Source organism: Ornithinibacillus bavariensis, from assembly GCF_018333235.1.
In the GTDB taxonomy this organism is placed as follows: Bacteria; Bacillota; Bacilli; order Bacillales; family Amphibacillaceae; genus Ornithinibacillus; species Ornithinibacillus bavariensis.
Genome location: NZ_BORP01000006.1, coordinates 49,388 through 71,924 on the forward strand (window position 1 = coordinate 49,388; position 22,537 = coordinate 71,924).

The 22,537-nt window shown below is 38.1% G+C and carries 24 protein-coding genes, 1 tRNA gene and 1 other RNA gene; 7 read left to right on the forward strand and 19 right to left on the reverse strand.

Annotation, left to right across the window (positions count from 1 at the left end):
* Positions 1-58: 58 nt before the first annotated feature.
* The 15 genes from yabA to tadA all read right to left on the reverse strand — a co-directional run bounded on the left by yabA (position 59) and on the right by tadA (position 9,860).
* Positions 59-367 (reverse strand): DNA replication initiation control protein YabA, encoded by a 309-nt coding sequence (yabA, locus tag KI338_RS14025; protein ID WP_373306349.1) that lies wholly within the window; start codon positions 365-367, stop codon positions 59-61.
* A gap of 50 nt (positions 368-417) precedes the next feature.
* The gene (locus KI338_RS14030) at positions 418-1,245 is read right to left on the reverse strand and encodes a PSP1 domain-containing protein (RefSeq protein WP_212921646.1); all 828 of its coding nucleotides are present in this window, start codon (positions 1,243-1,245) and stop codon (positions 418-420) included.
* Positions 1,246-1,249: 4 nt separating this feature from the next.
* On the reverse strand, positions 1,250-2,236 hold the full coding sequence (gene holB, locus KI338_RS14035; RefSeq protein ID WP_212921647.1) for a DNA polymerase III subunit delta': 987 nt from the start codon (positions 2,234-2,236) through the stop codon (positions 1,250-1,252).
* A gap of 35 nt (positions 2,237-2,271) precedes the next feature.
* Positions 2,272-2,712, reverse strand: coding sequence for a YaaR family protein (locus tag KI338_RS14040; RefSeq protein ID WP_212921648.1), 441 nt, complete (start codon positions 2,710-2,712; stop codon positions 2,272-2,274).
* A gap of 33 nt (positions 2,713-2,745) precedes the next feature.
* The gene (gene darA / locus KI338_RS14045) at positions 2,746-3,075 is read right to left on the reverse strand and encodes a cyclic di-AMP receptor DarA (protein ID WP_212921649.1); all 330 of its coding nucleotides are present in this window, start codon (positions 3,073-3,075) and stop codon (positions 2,746-2,748) included.
* A gap of 15 nt (positions 3,076-3,090) precedes the next feature.
* On the reverse strand, positions 3,091-3,726 hold the full coding sequence (tmk, locus tag KI338_RS14050) for a dTMP kinase (RefSeq protein ID WP_212921650.1): 636 nt from the start codon (positions 3,724-3,726) through the stop codon (positions 3,091-3,093).
* A gap of 20 nt (positions 3,727-3,746) precedes the next feature.
* Positions 3,747-5,159 carry an aminotransferase class I/II-fold pyridoxal phosphate-dependent enzyme gene (locus KI338_RS14055; RefSeq protein ID WP_212921651.1) on the reverse strand — a complete coding sequence of 471 codons (1,413 nt, stop codon included), beginning with the start codon at positions 5,157-5,159 and terminating at the stop codon, positions 3,747-3,749.
* A 91-nt stretch (positions 5,160-5,250) separates the two neighbouring features.
* On the reverse strand, positions 5,251-5,445 hold the full coding sequence (locus KI338_RS14060; RefSeq protein WP_212921652.1) for a sigma factor G inhibitor Gin: 195 nt from the start codon (positions 5,443-5,445) through the stop codon (positions 5,251-5,253).
* A 75-nt stretch (positions 5,446-5,520) separates the two neighbouring features.
* Positions 5,521-5,787, reverse strand: a complete 267-nt coding sequence (locus KI338_RS14065) for a pro-sigmaK processing inhibitor BofA family protein (protein WP_212921653.1) — start codon at positions 5,785-5,787, stop codon at positions 5,521-5,523.
* Positions 5,788-5,919: 132 nt separating this feature from the next.
* Entirely contained in the window at positions 5,920-6,144 is a 225-nt protein-coding gene (locus tag KI338_RS14070; protein WP_212921654.1) for a YaaL family protein, read from the reverse strand.
* A 15-nt stretch (positions 6,145-6,159) separates the two neighbouring features.
* Positions 6,160-6,756 carry a recombination mediator RecR gene (recR, locus tag KI338_RS14075; RefSeq protein WP_212921655.1) on the reverse strand — a complete coding sequence of 199 codons (597 nt, stop codon included), beginning with the start codon at positions 6,754-6,756 and terminating at the stop codon, positions 6,160-6,162.
* 79 nt (positions 6,757-6,835) lie between these two features.
* On the reverse strand, positions 6,836-7,156 hold the full coding sequence (locus KI338_RS14080; RefSeq protein ID WP_212921656.1) for a YbaB/EbfC family nucleoid-associated protein: 321 nt from the start codon (positions 7,154-7,156) through the stop codon (positions 6,836-6,838).
* 28 nt (positions 7,157-7,184) lie between these two features.
* A complete protein-coding gene (gene dnaX / locus KI338_RS14085; RefSeq protein ID WP_212921657.1) occupies positions 7,185-8,870 on the reverse strand; it encodes a DNA polymerase III subunit gamma/tau in 1,686 nt (561 codons plus the stop codon).
* A gap of 196 nt (positions 8,871-9,066) precedes the next feature.
* Positions 9,067-9,332, reverse strand: an RNA gene (ffs, locus tag KI338_RS14090) — signal recognition particle sRNA large type.
* A 66-nt stretch (positions 9,333-9,398) separates the two neighbouring features.
* Positions 9,399-9,860, reverse strand: a complete 462-nt coding sequence (tadA, locus tag KI338_RS14095; RefSeq protein WP_373306346.1) for a tRNA adenosine(34) deaminase TadA — start codon at positions 9,858-9,860, stop codon at positions 9,399-9,401.
* Positions 9,861-10,522: 662 nt separating this feature from the next.
* Between tadA and KI338_RS14100 the strand changes: the two genes are divergently transcribed.
* A complete protein-coding gene (locus tag KI338_RS14100) occupies positions 10,523-11,812 on the forward strand; it encodes a glycoside hydrolase family 18 protein (protein ID WP_212921658.1) in 1,290 nt (429 codons plus the stop codon).
* An 877-nt stretch (positions 11,813-12,689) separates the two neighbouring features.
* Here the strand turns inward: KI338_RS14100 and acsA are convergent.
* The 3 genes from acsA to KI338_RS14115 form a co-directional block, all read right to left on the reverse strand.
* Complete coding sequence (acsA, locus tag KI338_RS14105; RefSeq protein ID WP_212921659.1) at positions 12,690-14,405, reverse strand: acetate--CoA ligase; 1,716 nt, start codon at positions 14,403-14,405, stop codon at positions 12,690-12,692.
* A 196-nt stretch (positions 14,406-14,601) separates the two neighbouring features.
* Entirely contained in the window at positions 14,602-15,072 is a 471-nt protein-coding gene (locus KI338_RS14110) for a hypothetical protein (RefSeq protein WP_212921660.1), read from the reverse strand.
* Entirely contained in the window at positions 15,069-15,257 is a 189-nt protein-coding gene (locus KI338_RS14115; protein ID WP_212921661.1) for a hypothetical protein, read from the reverse strand. The genes KI338_RS14110 and KI338_RS14115 overlap by 4 nt, the downstream gene beginning before the upstream one ends.
* A gap of 467 nt (positions 15,258-15,724) precedes the next feature.
* Here KI338_RS14115 and KI338_RS14120 point away from each other — a divergent pair, with 467 nt between their 5' ends.
* The 5 genes from KI338_RS14120 to KI338_RS14140 all read left to right on the forward strand — a co-directional run bounded on the left by KI338_RS14120 (position 15,725) and on the right by KI338_RS14140 (position 20,801).
* The gene (locus KI338_RS14120) at positions 15,725-16,435 is read left to right on the forward strand and encodes a response regulator transcription factor (RefSeq protein WP_280530759.1); all 711 of its coding nucleotides are present in this window, start codon (positions 15,725-15,727) and stop codon (positions 16,433-16,435) included.
* A complete protein-coding gene (locus KI338_RS14125) occupies positions 16,432-17,505 on the forward strand; it encodes a sensor histidine kinase (protein WP_212921662.1) in 1,074 nt (357 codons plus the stop codon). Before KI338_RS14120 ends, KI338_RS14125 begins: the two co-directional genes overlap by 4 nt.
* Positions 17,506-17,721: 216 nt before the next feature.
* Positions 17,722-18,411 carry an ABC transporter ATP-binding protein gene (locus tag KI338_RS14130; protein WP_212921663.1) on the forward strand — a complete coding sequence of 230 codons (690 nt, stop codon included), beginning with the start codon at positions 17,722-17,724 and terminating at the stop codon, positions 18,409-18,411.
* Complete coding sequence (locus KI338_RS14135) at positions 18,395-18,748, forward strand: hypothetical protein (RefSeq protein ID WP_212921664.1); 354 nt, start codon at positions 18,395-18,397, stop codon at positions 18,746-18,748. Before KI338_RS14130 ends, KI338_RS14135 begins: the two co-directional genes overlap by 17 nt.
* Positions 18,749-18,821: 73 nt before the next feature.
* The gene (locus KI338_RS14140; RefSeq protein WP_244853631.1) at positions 18,822-20,801 is read left to right on the forward strand and encodes a bacteriocin-associated integral membrane family protein; all 1,980 of its coding nucleotides are present in this window, start codon (positions 18,822-18,824) and stop codon (positions 20,799-20,801) included.
* An 810-nt stretch (positions 20,802-21,611) separates the two neighbouring features.
* Here the strand turns inward: KI338_RS14140 and KI338_RS14145 are convergent.
* Positions 21,612-21,684: transfer RNA gene (locus KI338_RS14145), tRNA-Arg, on the reverse strand.
* 188 nt (positions 21,685-21,872) lie between these two features.
* Here KI338_RS14145 and KI338_RS14150 point away from each other — a divergent pair.
* Complete coding sequence (locus tag KI338_RS14150; protein ID WP_212921665.1) at positions 21,873-22,517, forward strand: deoxynucleoside kinase; 645 nt, start codon at positions 21,873-21,875, stop codon at positions 22,515-22,517.
* Positions 22,518-22,537: the final 20 nt, after the last annotated feature.

A 22,537-nucleotide genomic window follows, 5' to 3' on the forward strand; every position in this document is an offset into this window, starting at 1 on the left:
GTAAAATATTCTAAAAGAAAAAAGCTGCTTGGTATTCTCCAAACAGCTTTATTATACGTTATTTTGTTTTGCTAAGAAAATCTAAACAAAACATACAGTCCTCGTTTCTGCGGGGACTGCCAAATTCCAAGTTACAAATGTGAAATCCTTCTTCATATAATCGAGCTAGGTTATCATAACCTTCACTCGGCACCTTCAACGATTCCATTTCCTCACCTACTTTATCCTGAGCTGCTTCTTCCAGCTCTAATCTGTTCCGCAGATGATGATTTTCCATGGATAGTCGATGGTTTTCCTCAAGTAGGTCACTTAACTTTCCTTTTAGCTCTCCTAGCTGTTCATACAGTTCGCCAATTTGTTTTTCCATATCTGATACTTGATCAAATAACTGTCTTTTTTGCAATTCGACTCACTCCGTTATTCTTGGCCCTGAGCTGTAACAATTCCTTCTTCGATGAGTTCATCCAAGGTATATTCAATAGTTCGTTCAATTTCCGGGATTTCTATTTGAATGACACGATCCAGAATATTTAAACCGACAACATGACCCTCCCCGTGAGGTGTTTTCACATGCTCACCTAAATCAGGTAGTTCTCTCTTAGCTGCCTCATATTCATCGTTCTCGTATTTTAGACAACACATTAACCTGCCACATAATCCAGATATTTTTGCTGGATTAAGAGAAAGGTTTTGATCCTTCGCCATTTTAATAGAAACTGGCTCGAAATCTCCTAAAAATGTAGAACAGCATAGCATTCTACCACAGGGACCAATTCCACCTAGCATTTTGGCTTCGTCACGAACACCAATTTGCCTTAATTCTATTCTTGTTTTAAACATTGCAGCTAAGTCCTTAACAAGCTCACGAAAATCTACACGACCATCTGCTGTAAAATAAAAGATAATTTTATTTCGGTCGAAGGTATATTCGACATCAACCAAATTCATATCTAGGCCATGCTCTTCAATTTTATCCGTGCAAGCTCGGAATGCCTGGTCTGCATATTCCTTGTTCTCCATAACCGTTAATTTATCCTTGTCATTAGCAACACGGAGAACCTTTTTAAGAGGGAGAACAACATCCTCCTCATCGACTTCCTTCTTGGCAATTACTACCTTACCAAATTCGATTCCTCGTACCGTCTCGACAATCACATAACTATCATTCTCAATATCAAAGCCGGCAGGGTCAAAATAATATATTTTACCCGCTTTTTTAAAGCGGACGCCTATTACTCCTATCATATCATCACCTCTGTATTTGAAGTGTAACCTGTTCCATCACAAGTGTTGGATGAACATTTTGCTTCAATTTTTGTTTTGCCTTTAGCAAATCATGGAGGATAGCAATCAGTTTTTCCTGTGAAAAGGACATACCCATTTGCTCAAGGCGTTCATTTTGGTGAAAGAAAACAGAAGCATTTTCGATTCCAATTTGAAAATAAAGAATATCCTTAAACACTAAAAGCAATAAATCCAATCCTTGCTCTAGTTGAATTCGTTCCTTAAAATGCTGCATCCAATGATTATGTATAAATAAATATACATCATTTGAATTATCTGTAAATGTTTCTACTAATTGTACCACTAATTTTCGTGCTTCGGCAAACCACTCATCTTGACTTAACGAGATTGCCTCATCCAAATTATTGGTTAGTGCACTCATTAATTTAGCATTTGCCTCACTTAATCCTGCATCTAGTAGTCTTTGCTTTAAATGATACGGATTTAAAGGCTGCAAATCAATAACCTGACATCTTGAGCGAATAGTCGGCAAAATCGCTTGACTATTTTCCGTTAGCATGATGGCAGTCGTCTTTTTGTTCGGCTCCTCCAAGAACTTTAAAATACGGTTTGCAGCATTTGTTGTTAATGTATCTGCACCCTTTATAATATAAGCCTTTTGTTCCGATTCAAGACCTGAATATGTGAATTCCTTTTGTAGATTTTTAATCTGTTCTATCTTAATGGATTGTCCTTCTGGCTCAATCCAATGAACATCAGGATGATTTCTAGAATCTATTCGTTTACACGCATTGCATATTAAACAAGGATTAACACCAGATTTACTCTCACAGAACAATACCTTGGCAATTAGTGTAGCAATTGCTTCTTTTCCTGTCCCACGAGCACCCTGAATTAAATAAGCATGTGATATGCGGTCCTTTTGAATACTATTCGTTATTATTTTACTAGCCAAAGGCTGTATCTCAGCCACGTCAGACCACGATTTCATAGATTTCAATCCACCTTAAACAGCTTGTCCAACTATTACGTATATATATTAATCAGTAAACCCTTAATTTCACCTATTAACCCTAGTAGGTCTACTGACTTTTTTTCTTGATTCATAATTTCTTCTGTTAATTCCATTAACTTCTCATCTATTTGTTTAACGAGTGTTAGATTTCGGCTACTTCCTGTATAACTAAAGCTCAAAGACTTTTCGATATCCAGTCCATTCGTTACAGCTTCCTCTAAAAATCGTTTAATTAATCGTTTAAATTTCACTAAATCCTTAAACGCTCGAAACCGAGCCAATCGATCACCTTGCACAGTTATATCATTCATTAGCCTTTGTAATTCATTTTGTTGTAGCTTTTGGGTTTGGGACTGAACAATGGACTCAAAAGATAGCTGGTTATTTTTGGTTGTACGAACATTCTTTTGTGATGTATCCACCTGCTTTAACATTTCCTGACTTATTTTCACTGTTCAGCCCTCCTTAGACTTCTCTACCTTAATTTAAAACTGAAAAAAAGATTCAATTGGTAACACAAATACTGTTGCACCGCCAACTTCAACCTTAACTGGTCTTGGAATATAAGAATCCGCATTTCCGCCCATTGGTGAAATTGGTGCTACCATTTGTTCGCGGTGTGAGCAATTTTCCTTGATGATTTGAAGCACATCATCTACATACTCATCCTCACAGCCAATAATTAACGTCGTATTTCCTTCCTTCAAAAAACCACCGGTTGTTGCAAGCTTTGTAGATTGGTAATTGCTCTTTCCTAGTGCATCTGTTAAACGATTGGAATCCTTATCCTGAATTACCGCCATTACTAGTTTCATAAAAAACCCTCTCCTTTAATTGATTGTATTTAAAAAATGGGTTATTAATGATAAGCTGTCACTTTCTACCTTTTCCTTAGTTTGGTCTGCATTAATTACCTTAATACGTTCTGGAAATTGCTTAACTAGTATCTGATAGGCTTCGTACACTTTTTCGTGGAAAGCAATTTTTTCTAAATCTAATCGATTACGTTCTCGATCCTTGTTTGCCGCTATGCGCTCTAGCCCTTTACTTGGTTCAATATCAAAAAGTAAGGTTAGATCTGGCATCGCATTCTGGATGGCAAATTGATTGATGGTAAACACTTCATCCATCCCTAGATCTCTTGCATACCCTTGATAGGCAAGGCTACTATCAATAAATCTGTCACATAATATTACTTTCCCTTTTTCAAGCAATGGTAAAACCTTTTCCACTAGATGCTGTCTTCTAGCAGCTGCATATAATAATGCCTCTGTTCGCCCATCCATTGCCGTGTGGGTTGGATTTAAAATAATATCGCGAATCTTCTCCGCTATATCAATTCCGCCAGGCTCTCTTGTTGTGACCACATCATATCCTAATTCTTGTAGCTTCGTTCCCACAGAATGAAGGATTGACGTTTTTCCAGCACCCTCCACACCTTCAAATGTTATAAAATAACCACTCACCTTTTGTCTTCTCCTTTAGCTCATTCAAAAACTTCGATGCCTTGTTCGATATCGTGGTGTTGAAATGTTGCTCCTTGTTGTATTAAATGCCGAATTAGGCGAATTTGTTCTTCTGTAATTCGCTCCCCCTTTAAAATCACAGGTATTCCTGGGGGATATGGAATTACTGCTTCTGCAGCAATGTATCCTACTGTCTCCTCTAGTTTAGCTTTCTTCTTAGCTAACTTAAACATCTCATGATAGGAAACAGCTAGTTCTTGTATTGGTTCTTTAAATAATGTTCCTATCTCTATTGTAGCATGATTTGTCTTATATTTATATTGTTCGTTCATGTTTTTCACGATGTTTTCCACACGATTAAAATCCCGGAATTCTTCTAGTCCGTGTATAAATAAAACTTGCTTATCTGTTGCTAGCTCTGGGTATAGTAGATGCTTTTCAAATTCATGTGCTATTTCATAGCCAGATAAGCCTTCCTGAACCTGTAGTGTTATTTTCAATGGATCATGACTGGGCAACACATCCCAATCCTTTCCTTGGCTAAATAGTTGCCTTAACCGATGAGCACTAGTTAATATCGTATTTATTTTTTCCTTTGATAGTGAAGCTAGATAGGCTCTTGCTATATCAAGTGAGGCCATTAATGGATAGGATGGACTACTTGACTGAAGCATTTGTAAATAATGCTGTACACGATCCCTTGATAGTAAATCTGATTTCATATGTAAAAATGAAGCCATCGTCATTGCAGGTGCCATCTTATGTGCCGATTGAACCACTAAATCCGCCCCAAGCTCCACAGCAGAAATAGGAAAAGGATCACCAAGGCTAAAATGAACACCATGCGCTTCATCTACTAAGACAGGAATTTGGTATCGGTGGGCTAAATCAATCATATGCTTTAATGCATATGTATGACCAAAATAGTCAGGATACGTTAATACTAGTCCCTTTGCATCGGGATTTTCATGTAGTGCATTCTCCACCGTAGAATAATCTGGTGCGGTATAACGACAGACAGACTTGTCATATTCTGGACGAATAAAAATTGGCTTTGCACCACTCAGCTCCAGACCATTCATAATGGATTTATGGCAGTTCCGCTGCACAATAATTTTATCTCCTGGTGCGCAGGTTGATAAAATCATTGCCAAATTACCAGCCGTACTACCCCCAACCAGGAAAAATGTGTGATCAGCTTTAAAGTATTCCGCTGCCAATTTCTCCGCTTCGAAGATCACACCCTGTGCTGCATGTAAATCATCTAACCCTGTTAATTCAGTAACATCTAACGGTAAAATAAACTTAAAATATTCCCTCGCTTCTTCTAAAAAAACCGTCCCATTCTTATGTCCTGGTACATGGAAGGAGAATGGTTTTTTTTCCGCGAACTGTACTAGCTGATAGAACAGTGGCATTTCCTGATGGTTCATTCTCATGTTCCTCTCTGAAAAACTATTATTCTTATCATACCAACAAAAATAGCCTTTGTAATCCTAGTACAAAGGCTATTTCCAAAAAAATCTATGAAAGTATTGAGGGTCTATTAATATTTTTTAGCTTTTTTAAATAATAATTATATTTTTCCTCACGAGGCTCGGTATGAATGATATTATACTCGCACTCTGTACAAATAAACATATTGTATATATGGATTCCTTGATGTTTCTTTTCCTCACAAATCCCGCAATTCACGAACTCTACCAATCTTTCTTCCATTTTCCCCACCTCCGTTAAACTAATACTAGTTTGTCCATGTTTAACAGAAGCTATACTAGCAATCTCATGAAAATATTACGGAAGAATGATCATATGAATGGCAGCAAGTGAGGCTATTCCAAATAACCCTAAAAAACCTGATACAACTGCAGTAAAAATATTTATTGGAATATGTAATCCAAACGAGCCACCAAGCACATTAAAAAAGAATAAAAACAATATTCCAATCCCTAATTTAACGGTACCAGTTGCTAAAAATCGAAGTGGCTTAAAGGATGTCCCAACGAAAAGCAATAGAACAATAACAGCAACCATGATGGATATCACAACTTTAGGCTCCATCTTCATCAACTCCTTTTACTTGTCCCTAATAAGTAAATATGAAGTTGAGAAAGAAAAAAGAACAGTTATTATAATTCTATTCATTACAAAATAAAAACACCTACAAAAAATTTTTGTAAGTGTTTTTTAAAGCTATTTACTATATCGTACCGCACTAATCTTCCGGTGCTTTGCTTCCCGAAGTAAAAATAAATACTTGGATTGAGCAACCTTTTCACTACTTCTTCCCTCAAACGTTGGTTCAATCGATTGATTTATTAAGGATTTTATTTGTTTCCATTCTCTTTCGATGGAAAAAATAGCTTCAAGTAGCAGCTCATCGACCTCTCGCTTTTGTTTTCTTTTTTTTCTTCCCACAAGTGTCACCTTACCTTACAGTTCTCTCCTACCCTCTAATGCTTTTGATAATGTGACTTCATCTGCATATTCTAAATCGCCACCAACTGGTAACCCATGTGCAATTCTCGTTGTTTTGATACCAGATGGTTTTACTAATCGCGAAATATACATTGCAGTTGCTTCTCCCTCAATATTAGGGTTTGTTGCTAAAATTATTTCATTCACTTGTTCGTCCTTTAAACGATTTAACAAATCTGGAACATTTATGTCTTCAGGACCAATTCCATCCATCGGTGAAATGGCACCATGGAGCACATGATATTTTCCACGGTATTCCTTCATTTTCTCCATAGCAATGACATCCTTAGGATCCTGTACAACACAAATTACTGAGTTATCCCTTGATGGATCAGAACAAATCGCACAAGGATCCTGATCTGTAATATGGCCACAAACGGAGCAATGTGTCAGTTCCCGTTTTGCATTAACGAGTGAATTAGCAAACTCAAGTACATCATTATCTTTCATATTTAACACAAAAAAAGCCAGACGAACAGCCGTCTTAGGCCCAATACCTGGCAATTTTGTAAAGCTATCAATGAGCTTCGAAATCGGTTCTGGATAATACATGGTGTTTCCTCCTAGAAAAGCTAAAGGGCCAACCGCATTGTAACATCCGGACTGCACCTAAAGCTAAACATCATTGCTCCTAGAAAAGACCTGGAACATTCAATCCTTTGGTAAACTGACCCATTGTCTCATTAGTCTTCTCATCAATTTGCTTTAGTACATCATTGGTTGCAGCTATAATTAAATCCTGTAGCATTTCAATATCATCTGGATCAACAACTTCTTCTTTAATTACAACATCGGTAATTTCCTTTTTACCATTTGCTTTCACGGTTACCATCCCACCGCCAGCTGATGCTTCAAATTCCATTTCAAATAGTTCATCCTGAGCCTGCATCATTTTCTTCTGCATTTTTTGCATTTGCTTCATCATATTACCCATATTTCCCATACCTTTCATGGAAAACGCCTCCTTTTAGTTCAACTAATTAATCATGTATTTCGATCAAGTCATCTCCAAAAAGCTTTCTCGCTTCCTCCACTATTGGGTCACCGGTATTTTGCTCTTCAGTATTTGATGGCTCTTGATTCTTCAAATATTCATTACGCAATTCCTGCCAATCCTGGTTCGGAATTGGAATAATCGTTAACGGTTTATTTAACACGCTAGTTAATACAGACTCGACAAGCTCACGATTTTCTAAGAAAAGTGAACAGTGTATCTCATATTTAAATGCAACAACTAAAGCATTATCCGATGCAGCGGCAGGCTTTGAATCCTGTATCGTAGCATGTGCTGGTGCACTAGTTGTTTTTAACTTTCCTAAAAAGGCAGCCCACTGTGCTTGCACCTCTTTAAGTGCTGGCTTTTGCGCTTCTTTTAGTACATTTCGAATACGCTCATAAGGTATCTTATAGGTATTCTTTGATTTACTTGGTTGTTGCTTCCTTCTTTCAGGCTGCGACACAGCACCAGTTTGTACTGGAGCTTGTTTTAAATTCGTAATTTCTTTTTCAAGCTGTGCTAGCTTTTGGGTGAGCTGCATAACTGCTTCTGAAGAAACAGCATTTGTGCTTTCAGCTTGTGCTTGATATTGATTAGAAATGGTTATTATCGCAATTTCAATGAATACCTTTGGATTATTTGACCATTTCATTTCTTGCTGACATTGGTTTAATTCTAAAATAGCAGACTGAATCCATTTGTCAGTTACTTGCTCTGCTACTTTTTGAAAATCCTCATCAATCATTGCTCGTTCCAAAACTCCCTCTAATTGAGGTGCACTTCGATAGAGCAATAGATCACGTAAGAAATAAATGATATCATAAACAAATCGTGCTGGATCTTTTCCATTTTGAATCAGCTCATCGAGCATTTTTAAGGCTAGTTGTACGTCCTTCTGGTACATAGCAGAAACAATATTAGTTAATATTTTCTGAGATACTCCACCAGTAACCGCAAGAACATCCTCTAATTTCACTCCGTCCTCACTGTAGGAAATTGCTTGATCTAAAATACTAAGCGCATCCCGCATTCCACCATCAGCGGCAAGAGCTACAGCATCAAGTGCCTCTTTTGCTACCTCTACGTTTTCCGCATCGACAATGGTCTGCATACGCTCTACAATCGCTTGATTGGTAATTGGCTTAAAATCAAAGCGCTGACAGCGAGAAATAATGGTAAGTGGAATCTTATGCGGTTCTGTTGTTGCCAAAATAAAAACAACATGCTTTGGAGGCTCTTCCAATGTCTTTAATAATGCATTAAATGCATTAACAGAAATCATATGCACCTCGTCAATAATATACACCTTATAAGGTACAACACTGGATGCATATTTGACATTATCACGAATCTCACGAATGTCATCTACACTTGTATTAGAAGCAGCATCTATTTCAATAACATCTGATATCGTACCATCCTGTATACCACGGCAAGCTGCACATTCATTACATGGTTCTTTTACAGGAGCATGCTCACAATTAATTGTCTTGGCAAAAATTTTGGCAGCACTCGTTTTCCCTGTTCCTCGGGGACCAGAAAATAAATAAGCATGTGAAAATTTTTGTTGGACAATGGCATTTTGTAATGTTCGAGTAATATGACTTTGTCCTACTACATCCTGAAAAGTTTGCGGACGCCATACGCGATACAATGCTTGATAGCTCATAATGGAATTCCCCTCTTTAATATCTATTTAATTATACCGATTTTACAGGTTAATGTGAATGATAATGAAAAAAAGAATGAAAAGAATGATGAATAGTTCCATACGAATGAAAAGAAGATGAATTGTATGGAGGTTATAAGACGAGGTACAACAAAACCTCTTGTAGGACACAAGAGGTTTATCGCTATTATGTATGCCGTGCACCCACCGTCGATGAAGTAACCCCATGCGTTACTCAAGTTCATGGCTCGGTTTAGGTGACCCTGCGGCACACAGAAATGACCACTTACTGCTGCTTCCTTCCGGACCTGACAGGGTTCGTGGGTTTCTATTGCGCAGGACCTAAACGTCAACACCAATTCCTTGAGGCAGACCACACGGTCACCCACCTCGTGATGGGAATTCGGCCTCGCTATAGCGGATTGCGAGTACAGGGCACCGCTACCTCCCCGCTTAGCACGGTAATATTCATTATAACACGATGCTAAAAAAAATCAAAGAGCATGACGGTGAGATATTTTGGAAGAACTACTGTTTTTTTCTCGTTCGTAGCTCCTTAAAAAAATTCGAAAGTAATGAACTACACTTCTCCTCTAATACACCTCTTGTAACCGCCACCTGATGATTAAATCGTTTTTCATCCAACAAGTTCATAAGGGTTCCCGCACATCCTGCCTTTGGATCAGAGGCACCAAATACGACTCGTTTTATTCTAGATTGAACAATGGCTCCTGCACACATCGGACAAGGTTCCAATGTCACATATAAGGTACAATCCTCTAGTCTCCAGCTTCCTACTTTTTTATTTGCTTCACGAATAGCAATCAACTCCGCATGGGATAATGTTTCCTGCGAGGTTTCACGGATATTGAATCCAGTAGCGATTACTTCATCCTGAAAAACAATAATCGCACCGATAGGAACTTCATTCCTTTGAGATGCCTTTTCAGCTTCATTAATTGCCAATTGCATATAATACGCATCGTTCATTTTTTCCAGCTCACTTTAACTTTGGGATTTTCTATTTTTTAATACGATTCACGATTTATAAGCCTTCTTTGGGGTTATCTTAGGCGGATCATCGTATAAAGGATACCATGGTTGTTTTGTTTTAATTAATGATTCTATTTTTATGAAGGGGATAGTTATTGGCACATACGGAAGAGATTATATTTACTATTATCAAGTTTCTTATTGTTAATAAACACAAAAAGTATAGGAATGATGATTACCGACTTTGATCTGACCCCAATCATTATTAATGATAATAATCATATGGTGGAAAAGCTAAGAACCATATAAGATGACTACTTTCTCATTAAACCATAGCATTCTGCTCTTTTTCAAATTCCTTTAATAATCCCTTTACACAATCTAGAAGTAATACACATTATCTGCTGGGTTTTCAGGGGATAGTTGTGTTTTATTGACTGCAAAGGATGTATATGTGTGAAATTACGATGCATACCCTAAAAACTGTACAGCCTTAAGAGAAGAAGGATGTTGGTTGGCATACTCTTATCTTCTGCATTCCTAGATGAAAGTAACAATTGACCCAATCTAGACATAACGTACATGCCCCTCTTCATAAAGTTTTATATAGATAGACATATAGTGTTCAGGTAATCTGACGGACTTTAAGGAGGGAGTTTATGCAAATCCACGTTGTCGTACAGGGTGATTCTTTATTTTCTATTGCCAATAGATATGGCACAACCATAGATGCTCTTACAAATGCAAATGAGCTAGATGCCCCTAGTCAATTGGTGGTAGGGCAAGCATTAGTGATACCAATTGTAGGACAGTTTTATTTTGTTCGGCCCGGTGATACGTTATTTTCGATTGCGCAACGATTTGGTATTAGCTATCAGGAGTTAGCTAGGATTAATAATATTTCTGTTAATGCAACGCTTCAAACTGGATTTCGATTATATATTCCACAACAACCAAAACGAGATATCCTCGTTAATGCTTATGTAGAGCCTACGGGGGGCACTGTTTCCCAAACCCTAGAAAATGCCACTAGAGATACCGCTCCATATTTATCCTATCTTGCTCCATTTAGTTACCAAGTGAATCGAGATGGAAGTTTAACAGCCCCACCACTTAATAACTTCAAGGAAATTGCCGATGCCAATAACGCTAATTTAATGCTAGTAGTTACCACCCTTGAAGAGGGAGCTTTTAGTACGGAGCTTGGACATATCATCTTAACCGTTCAGGCCGTACAAAATAAATTGCTGGATAATATAATCAACACAGCACAGCAAGTTGGTTTTACCGATGTTCACTTTGATTTTGAGTATTTACCACCAGAAGATCGGGATGCTTATAACACCTTTTTACGAAAGGCAAAAGATCGACTGTCACAGGAAGGGTTACTTTTGTCAACAGCTCTCGCTCCAAAGGTAAGTGCAGAACAGCAAGGTGGGTTGTATGGAGCTCACGACTATCGTGCACATGGTGAAATAGTTGATTTAGTTGTATTAATGACATATGAATGGGGCTATAGTGGTGGACCTCCTATGGCTGTTTCACCGATTGATCAAGTACGACGAGTAGTGGATTATGCTCTGACAGTAATACCAGCCAATAAAATTTTATTAGGTCAAAATTTATACGGTTATGATTGGACATTACCATTTGTTCAAGGAGGACCATTAGCAAAGGCAGTAAGTCCACAGCAAGCAATAACACTTGCTAGAGAGCATAATGTAGCAATCCAATATGATATAACTGCACAAGCACCATTTTTCCGTTACAGGGATGCTCAAGGTAAGGACCATGAGGTCTGGTTTGAAGATGCCCGCTCCATCCAGGCAAAGTTTGATTTAATTAAAGAAAAAAGTCTTCGAGGAATCAGTTATTGGAAGCTAGGACTATCCTTCCCGCAGAATTGGTTGTTGCTGAGGGATAACTTTAATATTGTGAAGTTTGGATGAGTTGGGTTTGGCTTTGGATTCAAAATGTTATATTTGACGCTTTTGAGCTAAGGGGGCCTATGGAAGGGAGCTATAGGACTATAAGGGCTTGGATTTTGGGTTAGCTGGCTATTAGGGTGGTGCTATTGGACTGAAAGTACCTAATTTCCGCATTAACTGTCTATTAGAGCAGTTCTATTAGACTAAAATGCATGATTTCTGTGTTAACTGTCTATTAGAACTGTTCTATTGGACTGAAAGTGACTAATTTCTGCGTGAACTGTCTATTAACGCAGTTCTATTAGACTAAAATGCATGATTTCTGTGTTAACTGTCTATTAACGCAGTTCTATTAGACTGAAAGTACCTAATTTCCGCATTCACTGTCTATTAGCGCAGTTCTATTGGACTGAAACTGCCTAATTTCTGCGTGAACTGTCTATTAGAGCAGTTCTATTAGACTAAAATGCATGATTTCTGCATTAACTGTCTATTAGAACTGTTCTATTGGACTGACAGTGCATGATTTCTGCGTGAACTGTCTATTAGAGTGGTTCTATTAGACTGAAAGTACCTAATTTCTGCATTAACTGTCTATTAGAACCATTCTATTGGACTAAAATGCATGATTCCCACGTTAACTGTCTATTAGAGCAGTTCTATTAGACTGAGAATGTTGGATTTCGAGTTAGCTGTCTATTAGAGTGGCTCTATTGCACGATGAAGGACCAATTCCAGGTTACTTGTCAAATAGAGCATATTCGATTGACTACAGAAGCATGAACTATATGAGGAACACGTCTATCAAAGCAGTTTTACTCATCAAAGAATACGCAAGTAAAGTTCTTTATTAAAAATCCCCCTCCAGCACTCACACAACACTGGAGGGGGGTTCTTATTATTCTTCTAATGTTGAGGTGTCACCAGTCGGTAGTCCAAGCTCCCAAGATTTCAAAAGGCGACGCATGATTTTGCCGCTTCTTGTTTTTGGAATTGAGTCACGCACCTCTATTTCACGTGGTGCAGCGTGTGCGGCTAACTCTGTTTTAACGAATTTTCGTATGTCTTCCAGTAGCTCTGATGATTCCTCGTAGCCAGGATTCAAGGTAATAAATGCCTTGATGATTTCTCCGCGCTGTGGATCTGGTTTACCAATGACACCGGCTTCTGCAACTGCAGGGTGTTCGATTAATTTACTCTCGACCTCAAATGGACCCACGCGTTCTCCAGATGTATTGATGACATCATCTAGGCGGCCTTGAAACCAGAAATAACCATCTTCATCTCGGTAGGCGCTGTCACCTGAGACATACCACCCATTAATAAAATAGCTTTCGTATTTACCTGGGTTATTCCAAATCTGACGCATCATAGATGGCCAGCCTGCTTTAATTGCAAGATTTCCCATTTGGTTCGGTGGGATTTCATTTCCTTCATTATCAACTATCGTTGCTTCAATACCTGGTATTGGTTTGCCCATAGAACCTGGACGGATTTCCTCTGACGGTAGGTTGACAATTAACTGAGCGCCTGTTTCAGTCATCCACCATGTATCGTGAATTCGTAGATCAAATGCCTTTAATCCCCATGTGATGACCTCCGGATTTAAGGGTTCACCAACACTCATAATATGACGAAGTGAAGATAGGTCGAACGTTTTCACTAGGTCCTCTCCTGCACTCACTAGCATCCGTAATGCGGTTGGTGCAGTATACCAGACCGTTACCTTATTTTTGGCTAAGGTTTCATACCAATCTTCTGGTGTGAAGCGTCCACCACGAATGACATTGGTTACACCATGTAGCCACGGAGCAAAAATTCCATAGCTTGTTCCAGTCACCCAGCCTGGGTCAGCAGTACACCAATAGATATCATCCTCTTTTAAATCTAGGACCCATTCACCTGTTGCATAATGTTGGATCATGGCATTATGGACATGGTACACACCCTTAGGTTTACCCGTGGACCCAGAGGTGTAATGGAGAAGCATACCATCCTCTAAGTCAACCCATTCGATATCAAAGGCATCACTTGCATCAGCCATTTCCTTTGTAAAATCAATATATTTACCGGAATCCTCTAGATTCCCACCAACAAGTACAATTTTTTCTAAATTAGGTAATTCATCTTGTGGAACCCGTTCTAATAATTCTGGAGTAGTGATAAGCATTCTAGCTTCACTATCCTGCAAGCGATCACGTACTGCTTGCTCCATAAATGCTTCAAACAATGGACCTGCAATGGCACCAGTTTTTAATATACCGAAGAAGGTAACATAAAACTCTGGACTTCTTGGCATAAATAAAAAAACGCGGTCTCCCTTATTCACTCCATACTTTTTCAATACATTAGCAAATTGATTACTTTGTTTACTAATTTCCTCAAAAGTCAGTGTTTCTTCTCTTCCAGGTGCAGAGTATAATAGAGCAATTTGATCCTTTTTCAACGGATTTTCCGCATGACGATCAATAGCTTCATAGGCAATGTTTACCTTTCCCGTTTCATTCCAGGAAAATTTTTGATGAATATCCTCCCACTTAAAGCTAGCCCGCATTTCCTCATACTGTCTTAAATTGTGATTCCCTTTTCTTGCTGGAATTCGTTGCATGTCCATCGTATCACCTCATACATCAAGATTTTGAAACCGATTACATTTCTTAATTGTGAAATATTTAAGTATTATTTTAAAACATTTTATGACAATTTAAAAGAGTTTATTACTAATTTAATAGAATGTTTTATCAATTAGCTTTATTTAACAAAAAAATCCTCTCTAGTAAAATACTAAAGAGGTGTAATACGTTTTCCATTTAATTGATGATTAAAATAGCAATTTGCTGATAGCTCATCTGTGAATTTAGTAGATATGTACCGGGACGGATGATTGTTTGAAAATTATGTTCCCCTAAATAATCATTAAAGGCTTCGGCATCATCAACAATGCCATATTTATAAAGAATGTCAGCTACTTCTTGTGAAATCATTCCTTTTTCAATAACGAGTTTATATTCTTTTATGGTCTCTTTTTGGTTGTTTCCAGTTTGTTTATTGTCCTCTTGACTTTCCCCTGATTTAGCCGATTCATCCGGTGTATTGGACTCTACCTTATTATCTTTTTTAATAACCTCATAATCTTGCTTTTGTAAATAAGTGATTGCATCTTCTATTGTGTATTCCTTTTCTACTACATTTGTCTTTGGGGAATTTGTGTAATAGGCATATGCTAGTATTCCTGTAGCAAATAAAACGCCTATGGAGATACCACGTAATAAATCTCTCATTCTTCATACTCCACTAATAATTCTTCTTCCAAAGCCTTTAGCCGCTTATTTATTTTATAAAATTCTACGGTTTGACTCGTACTTAATTCTTCATAGCTTGCTTCCGCATCAAACTTTTTAACTCTAAACGATACTAGGAATACAAGAATCGCAAAAACGATTAAACAAATGATTGCTATTGTCATGTACACACCTCAATTTTCCCATAATAAAAAGCACCGAATTCGAACCACTCCGGTGCTTTTAGTATACAACAATTATTCGTGAGGGTATAAAGGATTTTGAATCGTTAACTAATCTTATTGAATTATAATGTACTCTCGGCTGCATTCAAATCTATGATACACGGTTAAACGGAAGGATTAAAATGAACAATTCTCTTCTTTATGGACAGGATTTAAACAGTATTCTTATCGTGTAGAGAAAAAGCCTAACCCATTTTTTGTTAGTTCTTAAATGGACTGATACAATAAGTAATAAACGAGGTATCTATTGACAAAATGATTAACCTAAATTAATAGATGAAAGAGAGATGTGAAAAGTATCTCTTTGTAAGAAGGATTTCAAAACAGATAAGTCAGAGATATTTAATACTGTGTTTTCTAGTTGTTATATGTTTGGTATATGATATCTACAGTCGAGGAGGGAAAAAGTGAACGAACGTATACTCATTATTGAAGACGAAGTAGGACTAATTAAAATGCTAAAACGGTTGTTAGATAAGGAAGGATTTCAAGAGATATACCAGGCTGAGTCCGGTGCTGAAGCATTGAGAACGGTACAGGAGAAAAAGATTGATCTGATATTGCTCGATGTCATGCTGCCAGATACAAACGGTTTTGATTTGTGTCAACAAATTAGAGAAATATCAGACGTACCCATTATCTTTTTGACAGCGCGAACGACGGATATTGACAAATTAACCGGCTTTTCTATGGGTGGCGATGACTATATAACAAAACCTTTTAATCCCCTCGAAGTAGCTGCCCGAATCAAAGCCATTCTACATCGTCAAAGGAAAGCAATAAAAGAGATCCCTCAGCTATTTGAAACAGAGCGTTTCGTGTTGCATTATGACCAAGCAAGGTTGATTGTGGAAGGAAAAGAGGTAAATTGCCCAGCTAAGGAGTTCCAATTACTAAAATTTATGTGCCAACATCCCAATCAAGTTTTTAGTGTAGACCATTTATATGAAAGAGTTTGGGGAGATTATAGTATTGTGGGGAAAGAAAATACGGTCATGGTCCATATTAGTCGCCTACGCCAAAAAATCGAACAGGATCCTAAACATCCAGAGTATTTAAAAAATGTGAGAGGATTGGGCTACATGCTAAGTAATGAAAATCAAAGGAGTCTCCAATGAAATTAGAAACCAAGATTTCATTGATATTAATTATCATTTTTTTAACCACTGGTGTTATTTTTTTTATTACCGGTTTTTCAGTCCTTTCACTATTGAATATCCCTTTAGGAATGAATGGATTGGTGACATATATTTTATTCCCAATACTATTGATTGGAATACTTATTCTGATCGGTCTGATTATCGACCGTCAAATCAGAAAGCCTCTTTTCTTTTTTATACGCTGGATTGATCAATTATCCCTTGGGATCTTTAAAAAGCCTGATACGATTAAGAATTTTTCTTTAAACAAGATAAGGTTTCGTCCATTTTTGGAACTTACATCAAAGCTCGATGGTCTAACACAACAACTCAATGCAGCAGAGAAAGAACGACAAGAACTTGAGGAAACAAGGAAGAACTGGACCTCTGGAGTGACACATGACTTAAAAACGCCGTTATCCTACATTAAAGGTTATGCAGCTATGCTCCGCTCCGAGCATAAATGGAGTGAAGAAGAAATGAAGGATTTTGCTAAAATTATTGAAGAAAAATCATTATATATGGAACAGTTAATTGATGATTTAAGTGTTATGTATGAGTTTGATAAAATGCAAATCCCATTAGATTTTCGTACTATCAATCTAGCTACTTTTATAAAAAATGTCTTGGACGATCTTCGTCAGTACCCAATGGCTATTGACTATCCTATTCATTTAAATGTTAAGGATGAAGACGATATTTTATTATCTATTGATCAGACATTATTAAAAAGAGCATTAGAAAATTTCATTATGAATGCTATTTATCATAATCCCCGTGAAACAACGATTACTGTCTCTATAGAAAAATTAGAAGGATCAACTTTAATAGAAATTAAAGACGATGGCATCGGTATGGATGATAAAACAATCCAACAATTATTTAATCAATATTACCGAGGGACAAGGACAGACAAGTCCCATCTCGGGTCAGGGTTGGGAATGTCCATTGCTAAACAGTTTATTGAAAAACAAGGAGGGCATATTAAAGTCGAAAGTGAGCGCAATAAAGGAACGAAGATAAAGATATCATTTCCTTTCAAAAATTAAGATTCTGTTAAGACACCATTTCAATGGTGTTTATTTTTTTGTTCTATATTACGTATAGAAACGAATTATTCGTGACGAGCCATCCATTACTGAGTTGAAAGGAATGAACCAAATGAAGAAAGACTTATTTAGTCAAAAAATGAAAGACTTGAATCAAACGGTCAAAGTAATGTTTACTATGCTAGCAATTGACGTCAAATTTGATGGGTGGTGCAAATGTTAATTGAAGCTCAAGATATTACAGTAGCAATTGGTGGGCGCCTTGTACTTGATGGTGAGTCGGTTCATTGTAAGCCCGGTACCATCACTGCACTCGTGGGCGCGAGTGGGTCGGGAAAAACTACACTCCTTCACTCCCTAGGATTATTGCTCCCAGTAAATAAGGGCAGCATACGAATTAATGGGAACGATGTCACAAGGTATAGCACCACCGCACGACGTCGATTTTGGCGAGATCATGCGGCCTTCGTACTTCAGGATTATGGCATTATGGATGAGGAGTCAGTTGCCTTCAATGTCACTATGCAGGCGAGCATCATTGGAAGGCGTGTCTCTGGAAATAAAGAACAGTTGATACAATCACTTGAAGAAACGGGTCTTACAGGTAGAGAAAATGAGTTGGCCGGACATCTAAGTGGAGGCGAGAAGCAGCGGCTTGCCCTGGCCCGTGCTATTTACAAGGATGCTGATGTCCTGTTTGTTGATGAGCCAACTGCTTCGCTTGATGCCGGTAATCGGCGGATGGTCATCAAACTGCTTACGGACTTCGCTCTGCGTGGTCAGACAGTCATTGTGTCAACACATGATTCCGAGATGATTGATGCGTGCAATGTTTTGCATCAGGTCGGTTCCAAAGCTCGTTTCATTAAAGAAGACAAGGAGGATAATTATGAAAACAACTTCTAAAATTATTATCGGTATTGGTTTAGTACTGGTAGTAGGATCCTTTTCTTTTCTTAACGGTTGGATACCGGTAGCGCCAAAGGACACGCATCCGCCATGTGACCAACTGCCGACCGTTGCAGAGGTAATGGCTGCTTTGGACAATCACGAAAAGCTCGCCAAAGAAATAGAAAATCTAGGAGATGGGATTAAAGTAGAATTGGGTAAGCCTTGTCCAAATAATCCGGAACGGGGACTCGTCTTGGTTAGCTACAATTCAAAATCGGAGCGTGATGCCATAGACAAACTGTTCTCCACCAGTGAAGGATTTGGGGCTCCGGTTCTTTTGGAGAAACGCTAACCCTAGCTTCAACTAGTTAGCCTTAACCTTAAACATTTTCTCTCGCATGGAAAAAGAAAAGGGGGAAAGAGAGATGAATATGTACAAACGTATCATAGTAGCCGTTTCGGCAGCGTTGTTTACTTTACTTGCACTGCTGGCTGCAATCATTACCGACCTATATGATCGAGAATTTCCACAAGCTATTGGGAGCGACAGTAGGCTAACTATTAGCTTCAAGGAATCAAGTTTCTCTATCTCTGAAGCATTTTTAAAGCTAGAAGAACTCGATACACGGCTAAAGCTTGGACTAGTCAAGGTTGCCCCAGATCTGGCCAAGGAGGGAGATGGCAAGATTTTTGCAATGCTTAACGATGGAACTTTGCCTGATGCGTTTACTTGGTTCAACGGTAACGATACAGGTCAAATTGTTGGCAAAGATCAGCTTGCCAATTCCTACCCTGATGGGTTATATCTCGTGACTGGCAGTACAGATCGTTTGGGTGAACTTGAGGACACTCTGAGGGATGCGGGTGTAGATGTTAGCCGCAGGGATGCCTCAATCTTGGATAGTCTTGTATTCGTGGTGCAGGAAAAGGGATTTACAACCGTAATTCTTGCCTCGCTTGTGCTGATTTCATCACTAGCACTGTTTTGGCTGTCAGTGAGGGCGCGAGGACGTGCACTTCGGGTTCTGGGTGGGTCTCCAACTAAACGAATTCTGATGCAGGACCTTACAGCGTTTGGTGGGGCATTATTTATTTCCGCTGGGACTGTAGCTATAGTTGCAGCAGGCTATGTGGGTGTTTTTCATGGCTGGATGTACGTTAGCGTCTTCCTCAAAGTACTGATTAGTCTGCAAGTCATAGTTATTGCCATTTCCCTATTTGTTGCATTTATTATGTCTGCATCGACATGGCCAAGTGCTGTCATGCTCGCTACTAGACAACCAACTGTTAAAAGCCTCCGTTCGATGGCGATTCTGATCCAGGCTCTAACATTCGTTTTAGTGGTAGCTACGGTGACCCCTGCTTGGTCTGCATATCAACACTCATCTGCTAAGGCGGCTGAAATGGCACAGTGGAAGAGACTGGCAGACCAAGTATCGATTGTGTTCGCAACAGACAATGACGAAATGGATCACATGGAAGCAATGATTGGCAACATGGTAAAGGATGCCGAATCTATTCAATCAGTGGCACTTTCTTATACTTTCACGAAGGAAATGTGGCCATCCGTTGATTTCGGTGAGTACTCCGCCGTCTCTTTCGTAAACCAGCGTTGGCTTGACTTAGTTACTTTAGGTGAGAAACAACCGATTGTAGCGCCTATTTCGCACCACAACATTTCAGAAGATCTTGTTCATGAAGTCCAAGAACAGATTAATATTTTATCGCGAGAAGATCATCCCACAAATCTATTGGAACAATTAATATTCCTCCATCCGGTCAAGGAATCCCAACTTCCAGTGGCACAAGGGGGAGGGGGGGGAAGTCTCTACTTTGGAGATGATGTCCTATTCGCTGTCGTTCCCTCACTGTATGAAACCTTTAATGATTCTACCTTAACATCCATGATCTCAAGTAACAACATCGTGTTCACTGGTGTAACAGCTACGCAACATTTATTAGAACGACACAGCCTTGATGCACAGGCGCTACGCAATCGCGGCATTAAAGGAGAACTGGAGGTTGTTTATATTGCTGAAGAGGGAATACTACATGCACAGTTTGCCGCATACCTTGTGTGGTTACAGTTCCTTTCTCTGCTTGTACTGGCGGTTGCTTTCAGTGTTGCTACTGCAATCCGTGCATTGATCACTGCAACATTACAGGCGAAGCGTGACTTCCCATTGCGGTTGGCAGGACAGTCGTGGATGCGAATCCTACAGAGTCGCGTGATCAAGGAACTGCTTGTAGGGATAATACTCGTAATGATCGTCGTCGCCCTACAAAAACCTGACGCAATAGGAATTCTTCTTGTGACTACAGCATATGGATTGCTTCTTGTTCTACTGTCCCATCTGTTTGCCGTCCAATGGTGTTTCCATGGAGTCAGTAAGCGGAGGATTTGATTGAAGATGAGCATAATTTCCATGGATTTCCCTACGTAGGAAACACTATCATCACTTTTCATGCTCTACTTTAGAAGGAAAAGCCATAGAACCTATTGGTCTATCCGAAAAAGGGATTAACCACTGCATAAAAATAAGTAGTAATTATCTGTTAGGGCATCTCCTTTATGAAAATGGGCTAAATATAAAACATTTAGGAAAAGTTAAGAAAAGCAAGAAATATCACATGTCCTATTCGTATTTTCGAAATTCAAGAGGAATTAGATTATGTTAAACGAATTAAAAGTAAAATAAAAGATTTTTCTCCGAAAAATAAAGGGAGTGGCTAGTTGACATGAAGAAGTCTATTTTTTTCTCTGGAATTGGTATGCTAGCTATTAGTGGGATTTTGTTCACCTTCGAAAGGTTTTATCAATTTTGGTGTTTGCGATTTATAGTTTTGATGAGCGGAAAAGTGAGTTTCCAATAGAACCTGCTATGCCTGGGATTTTTGATAACTTTTATGTGTGGTTTTTCTTGATAATTGGGCTCGTCTTCGTTTTGTTCTCTTTTTCTGTTAGACTTAAAGAAAGATAAATATAATATATTAGTAAGATTAACACGTATAACAGGACGTGTTTTTCTTTTTATAGATGCATATCCCAAGACAAGCTTCTTGTAAAGGAAAAAGGGTCTTTTTATACTTATAAACAAAATGAATTCTAAATGTTTCAATAACCTTTTTAAGTATTAATTGGTCCCGATTAATAGAAAGTCTAATTTTACTTACAAAATAAAACAAAAAACCTTGCCACAGCAAGGTTTTCATAATGCCCTCGGCAGGATTCGAACCTGCGACACACGGTTTAGGAAACCGATGCTCTATCCCCTGAGCTACGAAGGCATAAAATAAAAGGACATAAATCATTATACAGAACCTGTAAAATAAATTCAAAAATAAAATATTCTCTAGAATGAATACCAAATATTACTGCCTGGCCTTTTCAATACGATATAGAAGACTTTTGTCGATTATGATAAAATTATAAGATATTATATGCTGTAAGTAGTATTTTGATTGGGGGAACTAGGATGGCTGAGGTGCCATTTATCGCCATTGAAGGACCAATTGGGATTGGTAAAACATCATTAGCAAATAAGCTATCAGATCATTTTAATTTTCATTTATTACGAGAAATTGTAGAGGAGAACCCATTTCTTGGGAAGTTCTATGATGATATTGACGAGTGGAGCTTTCAAACAGAAATGTTTTTTCTTTGTAATCGATTCAAGCAGCTGGAGGATATAGAAAAGAAGTATTTAAAACAAAATAAGGCTGTGATATCCGATTATCATATTTCTAAAAATATGATTTTCGCAAGACGTACACTTCAAAAAGATAAGTTTGATAAATATGAACAAATTTATCACATTTTAACACAAGATATGCCTGTACCAAATATGATGATATATTTACATGCCAGTCTTGATACCATTTTAAAACGGATTAAGATGCGGGGTAGGGAAATTGAGCAAAATATAAAACCATCATACTTAGCTCAGCTCGCTCAAGATTATGAGTCATATATGAATGAATTTGAAATTATGCACCCGGAAATACCAGTAATTCGTATTAATGGGGATGAAATAGATTTTGTGAAGTATCAAAATGATTTAGATGCTATTATTTCACAGGTTCAAAATCAGCTAAATCATTTTACTACCATATCTAAATAGTACTGTTCTTATAAGTAACT